The sequence below is a fragment of the Micromonospora sp. NPDC050187 genome (assembly GCF_044459745.1).
GTDB lineage: Bacteria > Actinomycetota > Actinomycetes > Mycobacteriales > Micromonosporaceae > Micromonospora.
Window position 1 is genome coordinate 107,031 of the sequence record NZ_JBITJH010000012.1, and the last position, 17,311, is coordinate 124,341.

Genomic DNA, 17,311 nt, shown 5'->3' on the forward strand with positions numbered 1-17,311 from the left:
GCACGGGTGAGCGCCACGCTCAGCGCCGAACTCTGCCGGGTCACCGTCGTCGGGCCGGCCCGCAGGGTCGACCTGGCGGTCCCGGCGACCACCACGGTGGCCGCCCTGCTGCCGCTGCTGGTGCAGCAGACCACGGAGAACGGCCAGCGCCCCGATTCGAGCGCGGGCGACGGAGCCTGGGTGTTGCAGCGCCTCGGCCAGGCCCCGTTCGAGCTGGCCGGGACCCCGGAGAGCCTGGACTGGCTCGAAGGTGAGGAACTCCACCTCCGCCCGGCCGAGGACCCGCTGCCCGAGCTGGACTTCGACGACCTCGCCGACGGGATCGCCATCGCCGTCAACCGGCGCCCCGACCGCTGGCAGCCCGAGTACCGCCGGACCCTGTTCATCGTGCTGTCGATCGTCGCCATGGGTGCCGTCGCCTCGGTGCTCACCGCGCACGGCCCGGCCCTGCCGCAGGTCGTGGCCGGTGCCGTACTGGGCGGTGTGCTACTGGCCGCGGCGTTGGTCTGCGGCCGACGGCTGGACGACGGCGCGTTCTCGCTGCTGTTCGGCGGCGGCGCGGCCGGGTTCGCGGCGGTCGCCGCGTCCAGCGCCGTCGACGGTGATCCGGAGCGCATCGCGGTGACCAGCGCGGCGATCCTCGCCGCCGCCGTCGCCGTCCTCACCGTTTCCGCTGCCCTGCTGCTCGCGCAACGGACCTTCGCGCCCCACCTGCCGGCGCCGCCGCTGCTGGTGACCGGGGTGACCAGCCTGGTCACCGTGGTGATCCTGCTGATGCGTGACGGCAGCGGGATGAGCATGCCGCGCGCCGCCGCCGTCGCCGTCCTGCTGATCTTCGTCGTGATCGTGCTGGCCCCCCGGATGGCGGTGAAGCTGTCCCGGCTGCGCGGTCCGCAACTGCCGAAGACCAGCGAGGACATGTCGTACGACATCGCGCCCGCGCCGTCCGAGCAGGTGCACCGGCGGACCGACGACGCGGACACCTACCTGACGGTCGCGATGGTCACGGCGGCGCTGGTGCTGCCGGTGCTGTTCCACTTCACCATGACGGTGCCCGGCTGGGCGGGGTGGAGCTACGTGCTGGTGGTCGCCAGTGCAATCCTGTTGCGCTCGCGTACCTTTCTCGGTCTCTGGCAGCGCTGCGCGCTCGTCGCCGCCGGTACCGTCGGCTGCCTCATGGTCATCACGAAGCTCGCCGACATGCTGTCGCCCGCCTGGCGCTGGGCGCTGCTCAGCGCGCTGGTCGGGCTGCTGGTGCCGCTCGTGATGGCGGCGTTGCGACCCTGGCCACGGCGGATGCTGCCGTTCTGGGAGTACACGGCGACCTTCTTCGACGTCGCCACCGGGGTGGCCGTCCTGCCGATCCTGGCGCAGGTCCTGGGCATCTACGCCTGGGCCCGTGGGCTCTTCGGGTAGCCGGCGATGCAGACCCAGCGCGACCACGTCCACGCCCACAGCTTCATGACCGGGCGACTGAGTTCGGCGCTCGTCCAGGGCGACCCGACCAGCGCACAGATCCCCGGGCAGCGGGCGCTGACCGGAATGCTGATCGGGATCATCGTGGTGCTCCTGGTCGGCGGCGGGTTCGCCGTCTACGGCTGGCTCGTCCCCGGCGGCAGCCGGGCCTACCGCCAGGCCGGCGCGATCCTGGTCGAGAAGGAGAGCGGCGTCCGGTACGTCTACCGCGACGGCGTGCTCCACCCGACCTCGAACCTGACCTCCGCGATGCTGGTGCAGGGTCCGTCCGCCGCCGTGAAGCTCATCTCGCGCAACTCGCTCAAGGACCTGCCGCGCGGCCCGGAGATCGGCATCGCCGACGCGCCGCAGTCCGTCCCGACCACCGCCGCGCTGGTCCGGGGCCCGTGGTTGGTCTGCCTGCCGGGGTCGGTGGTGGACCGGCCCGGTGCGGGGCTCGGCGTGAACCTCGATCCGAGAGCCGCCGCCGCGCCATTGACCGGGAACACCTTCGCGGTGGTACGCGACCGGGGCGGCGTCACGTTCCTGCTCGCCGGACCGTACAAGTTCCCGGTGGCCGACGCCTCGGTGCTGGTCGCCCTCGGCGCCGCCAACGCGCGGGTGGCTGTCGCACCCGCCGCCTGGCTGGACCGGCTGCCCACCGGTGTGACGCTCGGTCCGGCCCGGATCCCGGGCGCGGGCACCCCGGGCCCACGGGTCGCCGGGCGGGTCCACCCGGTGGGCACGCTGTTCCGGCAGCAGCCGGTCGCCGGCACGGAGCAGCTGTTCGTGCTCCGCCCGGACGGGCTGGCACCCGTCAACCGGATGGAGTTCGTGCTCGCCACGGTGCGCGGTGGCGACGCGCCGGTGACCCTGGACGCGGCCGACGTCGCCGGGGCGCCGCGCTCCGGCGACCGGACGCTGACCGACCGGCTGCCCGACCTGACCGGCTTCCAGTGGCAGGATCCCGGCGGCCGGGTGCTCTGCCTGCGGCAGCGGCCGGTCGACGGGGAGCGGGTCGCGAGCGAGGTGGTGCTCGCCGACCGGCGCGCGTCGGGGGTCGGCGACGACGGCACGACCCGGGTGCTGGTCGAACCGGGTTCCGGCATGACGGTGACACCGGTGCCCCGGGTGGGCCCCGCCGCCGAGGTGGTGTTGATCTCGGACCAGGGCATCGCGTACCGGCTCGCCGACCCGGACACGGTCTCCTCCCTGAAACTCGCCTCGGTGCCCGCCGTCCCGTTTCCGAGGGACCTGCTGGCGGTCGTGCCGCAGGGCCCGGTGCTCAGCCGTACCGCCGTCAACGGTCCTGCTAGGGGGTAGCGTCCATGGCATCCATCCGAGATCTGCTGCGCGGCGGGCGGAGTCAGCCCGGCGACGTGGTGCAGCACACCGTCGGCAACGCGCTCGTCCTGCACCACCCGGACGAGATCAGCGGCGAGGCGCAGTCCCTGGCGCTCTCGGTGGTGGCGGACAGCGAGAACGACCTGGTCGTGCTGGATCTGGGCAGCGGCATCCCGATCGGCTCCTGGGAGTCGATGGCCGGTGTCCTGCCGCGCCGCCGTCGCGGTATCCGGCTGGTCGCCTGCGGGGAGCGGAACGACACGGCGGCGATGGCCGGGCAGTGGCTGTCGGAGCGGCTGAACCGGACGGTGATCGCGCCCGACGGTGACCTGATCCGGGGGGCGGCCGGTGCGCTCTTCGTGCACTCGAAGCCGGGCAGCGGCTGGGTGCGGTTCCGGCCGGGCAAGCCGCCGGCCTGGGACTCCAAGCGGTATCCGACGCCGGTCTGGGACAGTGCCGCGACCGAACGCCGGGCCTCCAGCTCCACCGGCGAGATCGAGCCGCTGCCCGGCGGGGTGTGGATCCACGACGTACGGGCGCCGGAGGTCGTCGCCGAGCACCGCGGTCGCCTCGTCGCCGACCTGCCGTGCCAGTCGGAGACGATGACCGTCCTGCTCGGCTGCCCCGGCACCGAGCCGCTCTCGCTCGACGACGTGGTCCGGTTCTGGCGTGACCTGGACCCGGACAGCCGGCTGCGGGCCCGCTTCGTGCAGTACGGCGAGATACGCATGCCGGAGGGCGAGTCGTTCGGCCAGACGCTCGCCGACCTGCTCGCCACCAAGGTCGTCTGCTACCCGGGAGTCCCGATCGGCGCGCCCGGCAAGTTCGAGATCCGGACGGTACGCGCGGACGGCGTCCTGGGCTGGTCGCCCTTCGCCCTGGAACTCGGCTACTCACCACGGCCACACCCCAACTCGCTGGCCCGCCGGCCGCTCCTGCTCGACCACCGTGGCCCGTTGCGGTGGACCGAGGAGATCGAGCCCCGGGTGTACTGGTACGCCCCGGACGCGGTGGTCGAGGTGATCGAGGCCGGACTGTGGGTCCGCCCGGCAGAAGAGCCGGGGAACGCGGAACGGGTCCGGGCGACGCCGCTCGACCCCGAGGGCATCACCATGATCTTCGACGACACCACGCCGAACCGGACGGCGCGGATGCGGGAACTCGCCGAGGACCTGGCGGCCCGGATCGACCGTGGCGTGGGGCAGCCCAGCGCACTGTTCCCGGCGTCGGTGCTGGTGCCGGGGCAGAAGCCGGGCGGTCGCGCGGAGGCGAACCTGACGCTGGCACCGGAGCCGCCATCGATGCCGCCGACGGCCGCCTCCCCGCCCGCCCCCGGCGTGCCGGCGGAGATCCCGACCGTCAGCGCCACGGCCATCCCCGAGCCGATCGACCTGTCCCCGGTTTCGCCGGTGGCACCCGCCGCCGCGATGCCGGCGCCAGCTCCGGTGGTCCCACCCGCTGCCGCCGAGATTCCGACCGAGTCCTCGATCGACGGATCCGGTGAGGTCGGGCCGGCGCACCCGGTGGGATTGACGGCGACGGCCGGACCGGCGCTGCCGCCGCCTCCGCCCAGCGCGCCGGGTCCGGCTGTTGTTTCCGCTCCCGAGGTCGCGCCGGGTCCGGCTACCGGTCCTGCTCCCGACGTCGCGCCGGGTCCGGCTACCGGCGTCGCGTCCCGGTCGGCCGAGGCGTCGACTCCGCCCGCGCCGCCGCCAGCCGTACCCGTCGAGGTGTCGGTGGCAGCGGTCGTGGAGGTGCCGACGGAGGTGGCGTCCGTCCGCAGGGTCGGGCCGGTGACGGAGAGCGGGCCGTCCGGTCACCGGATTCAGCCGGTGGTGACGCCGGACGCCTCCGCCCTGATGCCCAGCCACGGGTTGGCGGAGGAGAGGGCCTGGCTGCGCCGCTCACTGAGCCGGGACTTCGACACCATGGCCAGCTCGGTCTCCCGGATCATGTCGGAGCACCCGGGGATGAAGGCCGGTGGTGACAGCACCGCCGACGACATCCTCGTCGACTCGGTGGCGACCCGGCTGTTCCTGACCCGCCGGGGCGCCGGCATCGACGCCGGCCTCCGATCGGGCGCGATCGGTCCACACGTTCCGCTCGCCCGCTGCGCGGTCTCCGGCCTCTCCCGGTTGCCGTCGTTCCGGGGGAGCACCGTCGTGCGTACCTCGCCGGGCGGCGACGAGTGGCACCTGTACCGGGGCCGACGCCTGGTCACCGACTGGAGCTTCGTCACCATGCTGACCGCACCCTGCGCCGGCCAGGACGGCGACACCGACGTGCTGATCTGGTCGATGACCGCCCGCCGTACCGCCCTGCTGGAGCCGGAGGGGGACGAGCGCGTCGAGGACCGGGTGGTGTTCCTGCCCGGCACCCACTTCAAGATCCTGGAGACGGCGGAACCGGCCGGTGGCCGGCGCGGCACCATCCTGCTCCGCGAGATCGGCGCCAACGAGATCGACGACGACGGCCGGGTCGACCAGAAGCGGTCGTCGCTCGACGAACTGGCTGTCACGTCCCTGCGCCGCAGCCTCGACCGGTGGGCCGGCGCGGATCCCCGCAGGCGGATCGGCACCGCCTCGGTCGGCCGCTTCGGCGCGCTGCCCGGCCTCGTCCGTCCGCCGGTCGGGAAGAAGGGGTGATGCCGCGATGAGTCGACAGGTCCTGACGGTGGGCGGCGGACAGCCTGGCGCGTTCGCCACGATCGGCGCGGCGGTCGCCCGCGCCGAGCCGGGTGCCACCATCACCGTCCACCCCGGCCGGTACGCGGAGAGGCTGGTCGTCGGCAACCGGATCACCATCGCCGCCGAGCCGGGCGCCCTCGTCGAGGTGCACGTGGAGGAGGGGAGCGTCCTGGCCGTACACGGCGAGGGCGCCCAGTTGCGGGGGATCTCGCTGTCGAGCGCCGATCCGAAGCTGGCCGCGGTCGACGCGTACGCCGGCGAGGCGGCCCTGGACGGCTGTCGCGTCGAGGGTGCCGCCTGGGTGACGTTGCTGGCCCGGCTGAAGGGCACGATCGCGCTGCGCAACTGCGAGATCCGCTCCTCCTCGGGGGCCGCGATCGTGGTGACCGCGCCGGGCACGAGCACGGTGGAGGACACCGTGATCCGCGACGTCGCCACCTCCGGCATCGTGGTCAGCGACCAGGGCTCGCTGACGCTGCGTCGCTGCACCGTGGAGCGGGCCGGCGCGAACAGCATCTGTGTCAACGGCGACGGCCGGCTCGTCGCCGAGCAGTGCGAGATCACCGCCGCCGGCAAACCGGCGCTCGTGGTGGAGCAGCGCGGGCACGCCCGGATCAACCGCCTGCGGGTGCGGGAGAGCGCCAACGTCGACGTGTTCATGCGCGGCGAGATCGACGCGGTGGTCACGGACTCCGAGTTCACCGGCGCGCTCTTCCAGTCCGTACACGTCGCCGGCGGTGCCGCGCCGACCTTCCGGGGGTGCACGTTCGGCTCCGCCGGACGCAGCGCCGCCCACGTCACCGGTGCGGCGAAGCCGACGTTCACCGACTGCGTCTTCACGGACTCGCCGGTCGGCGTGACCGTCGAGGCGGAGAGCACGCCCCGGTTCGAGGGGATGACCATCCGGGGCAGCAGCGAGCAGGCGGCGGTGGTGACCGGTGCGGCATCGATGAGCGTGCAGCGGCTGCGCCTCGCCGTCACCACCGGAGCCGGGCTGCTGGTCACCGAGGGCGCCGGCCTCGACGGCACTGATCTGGTGGTCGACGCCGCCAGCGCCGTCGCGCTCGACCTGCGGGAGTCGGCGCGCGCCACCATCCGCGACGCCCGGTTCAGCGGTACGGCGGCCGCCTGCGTCGTGGTCGGCTCCGGCGCGACGTTGGCGCTGCGGTCGGCGGTGCTCGACGGAGCCGGTGTGCGGGTGACCGACCACGCGGACCTGCGGATCCAGGACACCGAGTTCACCGACGTGGCGGGAGACGGCCTCCAGGTCGGCGCGTCCGGCGTGGTGACCGCCAGCCGGATGCGGATCCGCCGGGCCCGCCAGGCGGGGATCCGGCTGGAGCGCGGCTCCCGGGGCACCTTCACCGACTGCGAGGTGCTGGAGAGCGGCGCCGCCGGTTTCGACGTGGACACTGCGGAGCCGGTGTCGATCACCCGCTGTGTCGCCCGGGACAGCGGCGGCGAGGACGTCCGTCAGGCCGACGACGCCCGCCCGACCATCACCTCGCTGACCACGGGACGGGCCGCCCGCTCCGTGGCGCCCACCTCCCCGGCCCCCACCGGTGCCGGGTACGCCCCCGAGGAGGTCCCGGACCCGGACGGGCCTCCCGCCGCCGACGCGGCGGACGGGGAGCTGAGCGGACCGTTGCGTGAGCTCAACGGCCTGATCGGCCTGCGTGGGGTGAAACAGGAGGTCACCGCGCTGATCAACCTGATCAGGATGTCGCAGGTCCGGCAGCAGATGGGCCTGCCGATGCCGCCGATGAGCCGGCACCTGGTCTTCGCCGGCCCGCCCGGCACCGGTAAGACCACCGTTGCGCGGCTCTACGGCGCGGTCCTCGCCGAGCTGGGCATCCTGGCCAAGGGCCACATGATCGAGGCGGCCCGGGCGGACCTGGTCGGCCAGTACATCGGCTCGACCGCGATCAAGACCACCGAGCTGGTCAACAAGGCGATCGGTGGGGTGCTCTTCATCGACGAGGCGTACACGCTGTCGGCCGGCTCCGGCGGGTCGGGCCCGGACTTCGGTCAGGAGGCCATCGACGCGCTGATGAAGATCATGGAAGACCAGCGCGACGAGCTGGTGGTGATCGTGGCGGGGTATTCGGAGCTGATGGAGAAGTTCCTCGCCTCCAACCCCGGTCTGGCGTCCCGGTTCACCCGGACCATCGAGTTCCCGAACTACTCGGTCGACGAGCTGGTCACCATCACCTCGAACCTGTGCCGCAAGCACTACTTCGAGCTGACCGACGACGCCGTCGAGGGGCTGACCGCCTACTTCGAGCGGATCCCGAGGACCTCGACGTTCGGTAACGGCCGGGTGGCCCGCAAGCTGTTCGAAGCGATGATCAACAACCAGGCGTCCCGACTGGCGGTCACTCCGCCGACCAAGGACACCCAGATCAACCGGCTCACCGCCGAGGACCTCGCCCCTGAGCTGGCGCTGCTGGACGATCTGCCGGTCGAGCAGAAGAGCCGACCCGACCCGAGCCGGAATCCCACCGGCGCGATCAACGCCGCACAGAGCTGGCAGCGGATCGGCCGGCTGGTCGGTGCGGCCGACACCCGCGAGGCGGTCGGCGCGACCCTGCTCCATCTGTGCGAGCTGCGCAACCGCCGCCGCTCCTACGGCAGACACGGCAACGCCCTGCTCTCCGGCGTACCCGGTAGTGGCCGCAGCGAACTCGTCCGGCAGTACGCCGCCGCCCTGTCCGAACTGGACCTGGTTCCGGTCGGCCAGGTGGTGCACGTCTCGACGGTCGAGCACCTCGCGCCCGGGTGGCCGGGGCAGGTCCACAGCCTGGTGCGGGCCGCGCTCCAGGACGCGACCGGAGGCACCTTGATGATCGACTACGTCGACGACGGCACCGGTGGCGCTCCGGAGATCGTCGAGGCGTTGGTCGAGCAGATGCGCCCCGCGCTGGGCGATCCGGTCGTCGTGCTGGTCGCCGAACCGGCCGTTACGGCCCGACTCGGGGTCGCGGTGCCCGGTCTCACCGAGGCGTTCGGGCAGGCGTGGGGCATCCCCGAACTCACCGTCACCGAACTGGCCGAGGTGGTGGCGCGGCATCTGACGAGGCGCGGTCACGAGATCCCCGACGATGTCCGGGCCGCGCTCACCGGGCTGGCCGCGCGGGTGCCCGAGCGGACCGTACGCGCCGCCCACCTGCTCTCCCGGAGCCTGAGCCGGGCCACCGGGTCCCGCACCCTCGCGCTGGCCGACCTGAACGGACTGGTCAGCCGGAACGATCCGGCGGTCCTGGCGGCCCGCCACCACGGCGGCCTCGCCGCGGTCGGCTGAGAGGAGACGTCATGTCGCAGCAGCAGCCCACGCGTGAGGAGATGATCGAGGCCGGACGCGCGTTCGAACAGCGGCTGCGCAGTGCGCAGGCCAGTCTCGAAAACGCTCTGGTCACCGGCCGTTCCGCCGACGGCACCGTAGTCGTGCTGGCCAGCGGTCTCGGGCAGCTCAAGGCCGTACAGGTCAGCCCCGCCGTGTTCGACACCCGCGACGTGGCGGCCCTGCAGAACGCGATCACCCAGTCGATCCGGGCCGCCGCGGCCAACGCGGCCACGCTGGCCCAGGACAAGATGGGCGCGGTCGAGATCAATCTCTACTGACCGGCCGGTGCCGGGCGTGGTGAGGGGACCAGTCGAATGAGGTTGTTGCACTCCCTTCGCGGCCACACGCCAACGGGGATCTTCCGGCATCAGGTCGGTAACGCGCTCGTCCTGCACGCCGACGAACGGATCAGCGTGGAGGCCCGGTCGCTGGCCCTGGCGGTCGCCGAGGACCCCGACAACGACATCGTCGTACTCGATCTTCACCACGACCTGCCGGTCGGCACCTGGCGGTCGGTCGCCGCAGCGTTGAAGCGGCGTCGGCGCGGCATCCGGCTCGTCGTCTGCGGGGCATCCGCCGACACCGGTGCCCTCGCCGCGCAGTGGCTCTGCGACCGGCTACGCCGCCCGGTCGTCACGTCGCACGGACGGACCGTCCGCGCGGTGGCCGGAACCCTCTTCGCGCACACCGCCGAGGGCAGTGGCTGGGTACGCTACCGGCCGGGCCGGACGCCGGTCTGGGAGTCCCAGCGCTACCCCGCCCCGGCCTGGGACGCCGCTGCCGCGCGGTTCCGGCCGACCAGTGCGGTGGGCGCCGTCGAGCCCATCCCCGGCGGAGTCTGGATCCGTGACACCCGCGATCCGGCCGTGGTCAGCGGCCGTTGGCGGTGGCTGACAGCCGCGTTGCCCTGCCAGCCCGAGGCGATGACGGTCGTCCTCGGCTGCCCCGGCACGCCCCCTCTCGCCATCGACGACGTCGCCCGCTTCTGGCGCGAACTCGACCCGGACGGCCGGCGACACGCCCGGTTCGTGCAGTACGGGCCGGTTCAGTTGCCGGCGGGCGAGGCTCTGGGCCAGCGGCTGGCGGACGTGCTGGAGTCGCCCGTGGTCTGCTTCGGCGGCATCCCCGTCGGGCGGCCAGACCGCACGCACATGCACACCGTCACGCTGGACGGCCGTCTCGGCTGGCAGGTCCTCGTCCGGGAACTCTGTTTCACCCCGCGTCCCACGCCCGGCGCCGCGGCGAAGCTGCCACGGATCCTCAGTCACCACGCCCCGGTGCTGCTCGGAGACCCGGTCGGCCCGTTGGCCCACCGCTACGCCGCAGACGCGGTCGTCGAGATCGTCCAGTCCGGGCTATGGATCCGCGCCGACGACACGCCGCGCAACGCCGGCCGGATCCGGGCCCATCCGGCCGATCCGAGCCGGCACGCCCTCATCGTCGACGACACGGTCCCGTCCCGGGTCCCGCGCCTCCGTGAACTCGCCGAGGACCTGGCCGCCCGGCTGGATCCGGCCACCCGTGCCCGCAGCACCCTGCACCTCGCGTCGGCGGTGGCGGCCAGCCGGCGGGGACGGCCCACCGGCAGCGCCGACGGCGACCCCGGTGACGGGCTGACCTACCGGTTCACCGCGGCGGACCTGGCCCTGGAGGAGCCGATCGAGGTGGCACCGTCATCCGCCGAGGCCCTCGCGGTGTCGGCCGTTCCCGGACCCCAGTCCCCGTCCTGGGTGCCGGCGGCGGCGTCGGACACCCGGGCGGCGACCGGTGTGCCGAACCCGGCCGCCGCCGACTTCCTGACCGCGTCCGTCGCGGACCCGGGACCGCCGGGAGTCGGACCCACCCCGGTCGGGGTGCCACCTCCGGTCACCGCTGCCACTCCGGAGATCGCCACTTCGACCACCACCGTGGGCACCGGGACAGTCGCCGGCCGGCCGACGGGGACGGCCGGGGGTCAGCTCGGCCCGGCCGCTCCGCCGTCGCCCCGGGTCGCCGCGCCGTCGCACCCGGTCGCCGCGCCGCCGTACCCGTTCCCCGCGCCGCCTTCGCTGGCCCCGGCCCGGATGGTGCCCGGTCGCCCGAGGGATCCCTCGGGCGTCGCTCCGCTCTGGGACCAGTCCGTACCCGTCGACGCCCCCACCGGCATCCCTGCCGCGCCGGCCCGGTCGGCGCTCGCCATCCCGACCACGAGCCGGCACATCGCGCGGCCGAACCCGCTGTCCGCGGCGCGACTCGCCGCGCCCGCCGTGCTCCGGGAGCTGCCCGCCACGCCACCCGAACCGCCCGCCGTGGTCCGGGAGCCCATGCCCGCCAGGCGCTCCGCCCCGACTCCGGCCATGCCGCCCGCCGTGGTCCCGACGGAGACCGCGACCTGTCGACCCGATGCCGCCCGGCGGCCCCTGCGGTTCCAGACCACGCCGGCACCGGACGCGCAGGGGCTACCCACCCCGACCGGGCTCGACGCCGAGCGGTCGTGGCTGCGACAGCGGTTCAGCCAGGAGTTCGACGCCGCCGCCAGTTCGGTCTCCCGGCTGCTCGCCGAGCATCCCCGCCTGCACGCGGGCGGCGACTCGCTGGTCGACGCGGTCGCCGTACGCCTCTACCTGTCGGCTCCGGGCGAGGCCGTGGACCGGGCGCTGCGCTCCGGATCGGCCGGCGACGCGGTGTACTTCGCCCGGTGCGTGGCGGCCGGGGTCGCCCGGCTGCCGTCGCATCGGGGCGCCGCCTGCCTCTCCGCCACGCTCTCCGGCGACGACCTGCGGGAGATCGCCGCGCGGGAGACGCTGACGGACTGGGGGTTCACCCACGCGCTGACCGAGCCGCCCATGAACGTTCCGGGCAACGTCGACGTCCTGCTCTGGTCGATGACCGCCCGCCGGACCCGGCTGGTCGAGCCGGAGGACGACCACCGCGCCGCCGGCCGGGTGTTGTTCCTGCCCGGCACCCGCTTCAAGGTGTTGGAGACGGTGCATCCGGGCCCAGACCATCCCGGTCGCCTGCTGCTGCGGGAACTCGCCGCCGAAGAGCCGGTTCGCGAGCGTGGTCCCTTCGACGACCTCGCGCTGACGTCGTTGCTCCGTTGCCACGACCGGTGGGCGGCGACCGGTCGACGTGGCCGGGTCGGCGGTGCGACGGTGCCCCGCTTCGCATGCGTTCCGGGTATCGCATGACAGAGAGTGGCTGAATCGCTCCCCGGGGCGGTTCCGCCGGGCAGTCCGGTACGCCGGTGGGAGCGCTACCCTGCCACAGTCCGTGTCGTTGTCGGTGGGTCGGTGTCTTGGTATACCTGACGATGCCGGCGTAGGCGCTCGGCGCGGACGCGTCGGTTCCGTCCAAGAGGGAGACATGATCGACACCGCGTACCGCGTGAGCCCGTTGCGCTCGACCGATCCCGAGCGGCTGGGTGACTACCTGCTCGTCGGTCGGCTTGGCCGGGGTGGCATGGGAGTGGTCTACCTGGCGGAAAGTGACGACGGCAGCTACGTCGCGATCAAGCTCATCCATCCGGACCTCGCTACCGACCCCGAGTTCGCCCGCCGATTCCGTGGCGAGGTCGAGCGGGCCCGGCGAGTGCCGTCGTTCTGTACCGCCGAGTTCCTCGACGCCGACCTGGACCACGACCCGCCGTACCTGGTCGTCGAGTACATCGACGGCCCGAGCCTGGACGAGGTCATCGCCGAACGCGGCCCGCTGCGGGGCGGTGCGCTGCAGTCGCTCGCGGTGGGGGTCGCCACCGCGCTGACCGGCATCCACGGCGCGGGCATCATCCACCGCGACCTCAAGCCGGACAATGTCCTGCTGGCGCCGGGCAGCCCCAAGGTGATCGACTTCGGCATCGCGCGATCGTTCGAGGCCACCAGCCAGCACACCCGCACCGACGTCATGGTCGGCACGGTGGCCTACATGGCCCCGGAACGGTTCTCCGGTGAGTCGGAGAAGCCGGTCACCGCTGCGGCCGACGTGTTCGCCTGGGGCTGCGTGATCGCCTTCGCCGGCACCGGGAAGACGCCGTTCCACGGCGACTCGCCGTCCGCGACCGCGGCGCGCATCCTCACTCAGCCGCCGCAGCTCGACGGTCTGCCGGAGTCCCTCAGGGAACCGGTGCGCGCGGCGTTGGCCAAGGATCCCGCCGACCGGCCGACCGCCCCGGAGCTGCTCGCGATACTGCTGGGCAACCAGTCCGGGACGCCGACGCCGACCGTCGAGCAGCGCCCGACCGCAACCGCCGACCAGCGCCCGACGGCAACCGCCGACCAGCGCTCGACGGCGGCCCCCGAACGGCCGGTCCGGTCGGCTCGCCGCAGGCGGGCGGCGCTGAGCGGCGTGGCCGCGCTGCTGGTGCTCACCGGGGTGACGGTCGCCGGTCTGGTCGCCAACGCCGACGACCGGCCGGAGGCGGGTCCTGCCACGTCACCGTCCGCCGGGTCGCTTTCGCCGTCGAGCGCGGTGTCCGCGCAGACGCCGGCCCCGGAGCGGACATCCCCATCCTCGGCCGCCCCCACCCCGACTCGGTCGCGCAGCGCGCCGGCAGCCGGGACCGAGCCCTCCCGGCCTGCGGCCAGCTCCGGGCCGCGGGCCCTGGTGAACGCCTCCGGCCGTAACCTGGCCCTCGGCCGACCCGCGACCGCCTCCAGTGTGGAAGGCTATCCGTGGGCCGCCGCCAACGCCGTCGACGGTGACCACGTGAGCCGGTGGGGCAGCCAGTTCAGCGACCCACAGTGGCTGACCGTCGACCTGGGCGCGCAGTGGCGGATCAACGAGATCGTGCTGCGCTGGGAACTGGCCCACGCCACCGGCTACCGGGTGGACGTCTCCCCGGACGGCCGGCGGTGGACGACGGTGCACCGCACCTCAGCGGGCCGGGGCGGGGTCGAGCGGATCACCACCGACGGTGCGACCGGCCGCTACGTCCGGATGTACGGCACCCGGCGCGTCGGCACCTACGGCTACTCGCTGCACGAGATCGAGGTGCGCTGAGCGCCCCTGCCCTCCGGCCGCCGGGCAGGGGAGAGGTCCACGCCGTACTCGCCCAGCCGGCGACGGGCACGGCGCAGATCCCACCGGGCGCCGAGCATGGCGTACAGATCGGCCGCCTCGCCGCCGGCCCGGGCCGCCGCGTGCGGGCGCCGACCGGCCGCGAGCAGCACGGCGGCGTCTTCCAGCGCGGCGGCCAATTCCACCACCCGGCCGACCGCGCGGTAGTGCGCCGATGCGGCCAGCGCCGGCTCCGGGTCGCCGGTGAGCAGCGCCCGGCATCGTGCCGCCGCCGGATGCGCCCGCGCCGGCCGGACCTCCCTGGCCGCCTCGTCGGCGCAGATGGCCGCCGCTCGTTCGGCCACGTCCCGTCGATCCAGCTCCAGCGCGAGCCGGACGGTGTCGGGCAGCCACTGGTGCCGCACCATCAACGGGGCGTACGCCGGCACCAGCAGCGGGTCGAGGAGTTGCAGGGCCGGCTCCGGGCGGCCCTGCTGCTCGGCGAGCAGTGCGCGGGCGACCAGCAGGAAGTCGCAGCTCTCGCGCTCGGCTTCGGTGGCCGGCAGCAATTCGGTCGAGTCGAGGTGCCCGTTGGCCAACACGGCGTCGTCCCGGCGGGCGGCGACGAGCGCGGCCGCGCCGTGCAGCAGCATGGCGACCGCACCCGGCTCCCGGGTGCCCAGCAGCGTAGACCCGAGTGGATCGTCGGTGACCGCGCTGACCACGGACAACACGTCGTCCCAGCGTCCGGACCAGTAGTGCTGCACCGCTGCGGCGACGTGCAGTCCGGACGGCAGCCGGTGCCGCAGCGCGAAGAGCGCGGCCTCGCGCAGCGTCCGCTCGGCGTCCTCGAGTCGGTCCAGGTTGTGGAGCGTGAACGTCCGGTTGTCGAGCAGGTCCAGGTACAGACCGCTGAAGGCCGGGTGGTCGCGCATGATGTCGAGCGCGCGGTCGACGTACTCCAGTGCCCGCTCGTGGTCGCGCCGGATGGTGTTGGTCAGCCAGGTGGTCCGTAGGGCGAACACCGCCTCGTACGGCTGGTTCGCGGCGAGCGCGGCGGTGTACCGCGCCGTCGCCGTCCGGTCCGCCCGGTCGAGGTCGTCGAGTGGACCCCGGTGGAAGTTGGCCAGCAGCATCTGGTGCCGGGTGTGCCAGAGCGCGGGGACGGCGGGGTCGGCGAGCGCCTCCTCGACGATGCCGAGCGCGGCCGCGACGTCACCGCTGCGGTGGGTCATCGCGGCGAGCAGGTGACGCATCTCGGCGCGGTCGGCCGGGTCCGAGGCGAGCCGGAACGCCTCCCGTGCCTCGTCCAGTGCCGGACGCCCGTGCCGGAACTCGAGCCGGACCAGCGCGACCAGCAGGCGCTCCCGCTGCGCCGGATCGGGCAGGTCGGTGGCGAGCACCCGACGGAGCAACTCGCCGGCGAGCTGCGGTGCCCGGCGGACCAGCTCGACGTGATGGGTGACCAGCCAGGCAACCACCCAGCCGTCCACCGTCGAGGTCGCCGCGGCGAGTTGCTCGGCCACCCGACCCACCGGGCTGCCGCCGTTCGCCAGCACCTCGGCGGTGTGCCGGTGCAGTGCCGACCGGGCCGGGGCGGGGATGCTCTCGTACAGCATCTGCCGCAGGAACCGGTGCCGGAAGGCCAGGTCGGTGCCGGCGTCCACGACGACCCTCGCGGCGAGCGCTTCCTCCAGGCTGGACACCAGGTCGACGGCGGAGCGGCCGGCCACCGCGCCCACGTCGTCGACGGAGAAGCGGGCACCGAGCAGCGCAGCCGTCCGGAGCACCTCCTGGGTGTCGGCCGTGAGGCTGTCCATGGCGGCGCGGATCATCGCGAGCAGCGGACGTGGGGCTTCGATCGGGGTGGAGTCGGGAATGTCGGCCACCCCGTCGACCACCTGCACCGCACCCCTTCGCAGCAGGGCCGTGGTCAGCTCGTGGGCGTAACGGGGGTTACCCGCCGAGATGGCGACCACCTCGGCCAGGTTCGGCCCGGGTGGCACGCCCACCAGGCCGGTCACCACCTGCTCGACCGCGTTCGCGGGCAGGGCCTCCAGGTGGAGCAGGTGACCCTGCCGGGCCTGGACGGCGCGGCGTAGCCGCGCCAGGTGCCGGGCGCCCGGCTCCAGCCGGGCGGCTGCCACCACCAGCAGAGGCAGCCGGCGGGTGATGGCGACCAGCCGCTCCCAGAACGGGGCACCGGATCGGTCGGCGCCGTGCAGACCGTCGAGGACCAGCAGGAGGGGAGCGGTGGCAGAGGCGGCGCGTATCTCGGCCAGCACCCGTTCGGCCACCGCCGGGGCGGGGGTTCCGGCCACCCCGGCCACCCCGGCCACCCCGGCGATCCCGCCGGGCCCGGCGGCGGACGGGTGACCTGTGACGGGATCGGTCGCCAGGCCCAGCGCCCGCATCGCCGTCGAGAGTGGGACGTGCTGGTCCGGCTCCTCGGCGAGCCCCCAGGCGACCCGGCACCCTCGCTCGGCCGCGTCGTCGAACGCGGCGTGGAGCAGTGTGGTCTTGCCGATGCCGGGTTCGCCCTCGACCCAGGCGACGGTGCCCTGGCCGGCGGCGACCGCCGCGACCAGTTCCCGCAGCTGACGTAGCTCGGTGTCGCGGCCGGAGAGGGTCGCCGGAGGTGGCCCGTCCCGCGCCGTCCGGTTCGCGGGCCCGGACCCTGCCGGTCCTCCCGGATCGCCGGACGACCCGGACGGGTCGCCGGAGACGATGTCGTGCAGCCGGGCGAGGGCGGCGCCCGGTTCGACTCCGAGTTCGGCACGGAGCGTGTCCCGGGCCGCCCGGTACACCTCCAGCGCCTCGGTCCGCCGGCCGCTCCGGTGCAGGACGAGCATCAGCAGCTCGTGCAGGGGCTCGTGCAGGGGATGGTCGCGGACCAGCACGGCGAGGTCGGCCACCACGCCGTCGTCGCCCATCTCGACGAGGGTCCGGGCCCGCTGTTCGGCGGCACCGAGTCGCCGCTCGGCGAGCCGGATCCGCTCCGCGTCGAGACGATCACCGGTGAGGCCGGCGTACGCCTCGCCGTGCCACAGCCGCAGTGCCTCGTCGAGCCGGGCCACGGCGGCCGCCCGGTCACCGGCCGCCCGCAGCCGCTCCGCCTCGGCGCTGAGCACCTCGAACCGCTCGCTGTCCAGGTCCTCGGGGCGCAGGCGCAGGGCGTAACCGCCCGGGCCGGAGGTCAGCGACCCGGGCCCGAGGCTACGACGTAACCCGGAGACGTACGTGTAGACACTGCCCACCGCGGTGGTCGGCGGCGATGGTCCCCACACCCCCGCGATCAGCTCGTCGCGCCCGACGTCGCGCCCGACGGCCGTGGCGAGCAGCGCGAAGATCACTCGCTGCCGGGCCGGACCCAACGACAGTTCCCGATCACCGCGCCAGGCCCGGACCGGCCCGAGAACGGACACCCGGAGCCGGTCGTCCGGTGTGGTCACCATCGACCCTCCATGGTGGGGAACGGGAGGCGGACGTCGCGAGGGACGGGACCACC

8 protein-coding genes are annotated in these 17,311 nt (G+C 74.0%); 7 read left to right on the plus strand and 1 reads right to left on the minus strand.

Going from position 1 to position 17,311, the window contains the following annotated elements; genetic code table 11:
• Nucleotides 1-6 precede the first annotated feature (6 nt).
• The 7 genes from eccD to ACIBJE_RS19755 all read left to right on the plus strand — a co-directional run bounded on the left by eccD (nt 7) and on the right by ACIBJE_RS19755 (nt 13,806).
• The gene (gene eccD / locus ACIBJE_RS19725; RefSeq protein ID WP_396750268.1) at nt 7-1,416 is read left to right on the plus strand and encodes a type VII secretion integral membrane protein EccD; all 1,410 of its coding nucleotides are present in this window, start codon (nt 7-9) and stop codon (nt 1,414-1,416) included.
• A gap of 6 nt (nt 1,417-1,422) precedes the next feature.
• The gene (eccB, locus tag ACIBJE_RS19730) at nt 1,423-2,778 is read left to right on the plus strand and encodes a type VII secretion protein EccB (protein ID WP_396750270.1); all 1,356 of its coding nucleotides are present in this window, start codon (nt 1,423-1,425) and stop codon (nt 2,776-2,778) included.
• 5 nt (nt 2,779-2,783) lie between these two features.
• Nucleotides 2,784-5,444 carry a hypothetical protein gene (locus ACIBJE_RS19735; RefSeq protein ID WP_396750272.1) on the plus strand — a complete coding sequence of 887 codons (2,661 nt, stop codon included), beginning with the start codon at nt 2,784-2,786 and terminating at the stop codon, nt 5,442-5,444.
• A gap of 7 nt (nt 5,445-5,451) precedes the next feature.
• Nucleotides 5,452-8,787: a right-handed parallel beta-helix repeat-containing protein gene (locus tag ACIBJE_RS19740; RefSeq protein WP_396750274.1), complete on the plus strand. Its 3,336-nt coding sequence runs from the start codon at nt 5,452-5,454 to the stop codon at nt 8,785-8,787.
• An 11-nt stretch (nt 8,788-8,798) separates the two neighbouring features.
• The gene (locus tag ACIBJE_RS19745; RefSeq protein ID WP_396750276.1) at nt 8,799-9,107 is read left to right on the plus strand and encodes a YbaB/EbfC family nucleoid-associated protein; all 309 of its coding nucleotides are present in this window, start codon (nt 8,799-8,801) and stop codon (nt 9,105-9,107) included.
• Between the two features lie 36 nt (nt 9,108-9,143).
• Entirely contained in the window at nt 9,144-11,999 is a 2,856-nt protein-coding gene (locus ACIBJE_RS19750; protein WP_396750278.1) for a hypothetical protein, read from the plus strand.
• A 175-nt stretch (nt 12,000-12,174) separates the two neighbouring features.
• A complete protein-coding gene (locus ACIBJE_RS19755; protein ID WP_396750280.1) occupies nt 12,175-13,806 on the plus strand; it encodes a protein kinase in 1,632 nt (543 codons plus the stop codon).
• On the opposite strand, the gene ACIBJE_RS19760 is transcribed toward ACIBJE_RS19755, so the two are convergent.
• Entirely contained in the window at nt 13,776-17,258 is a 3,483-nt protein-coding gene (locus ACIBJE_RS19760) for a BTAD domain-containing putative transcriptional regulator (protein WP_396750282.1), read from the minus strand. The two genes, ACIBJE_RS19755 and ACIBJE_RS19760, sit on opposite strands and share 31 nt — an antisense overlap.
• Nucleotides 17,259-17,311 lie beyond the last annotated feature (53 nt).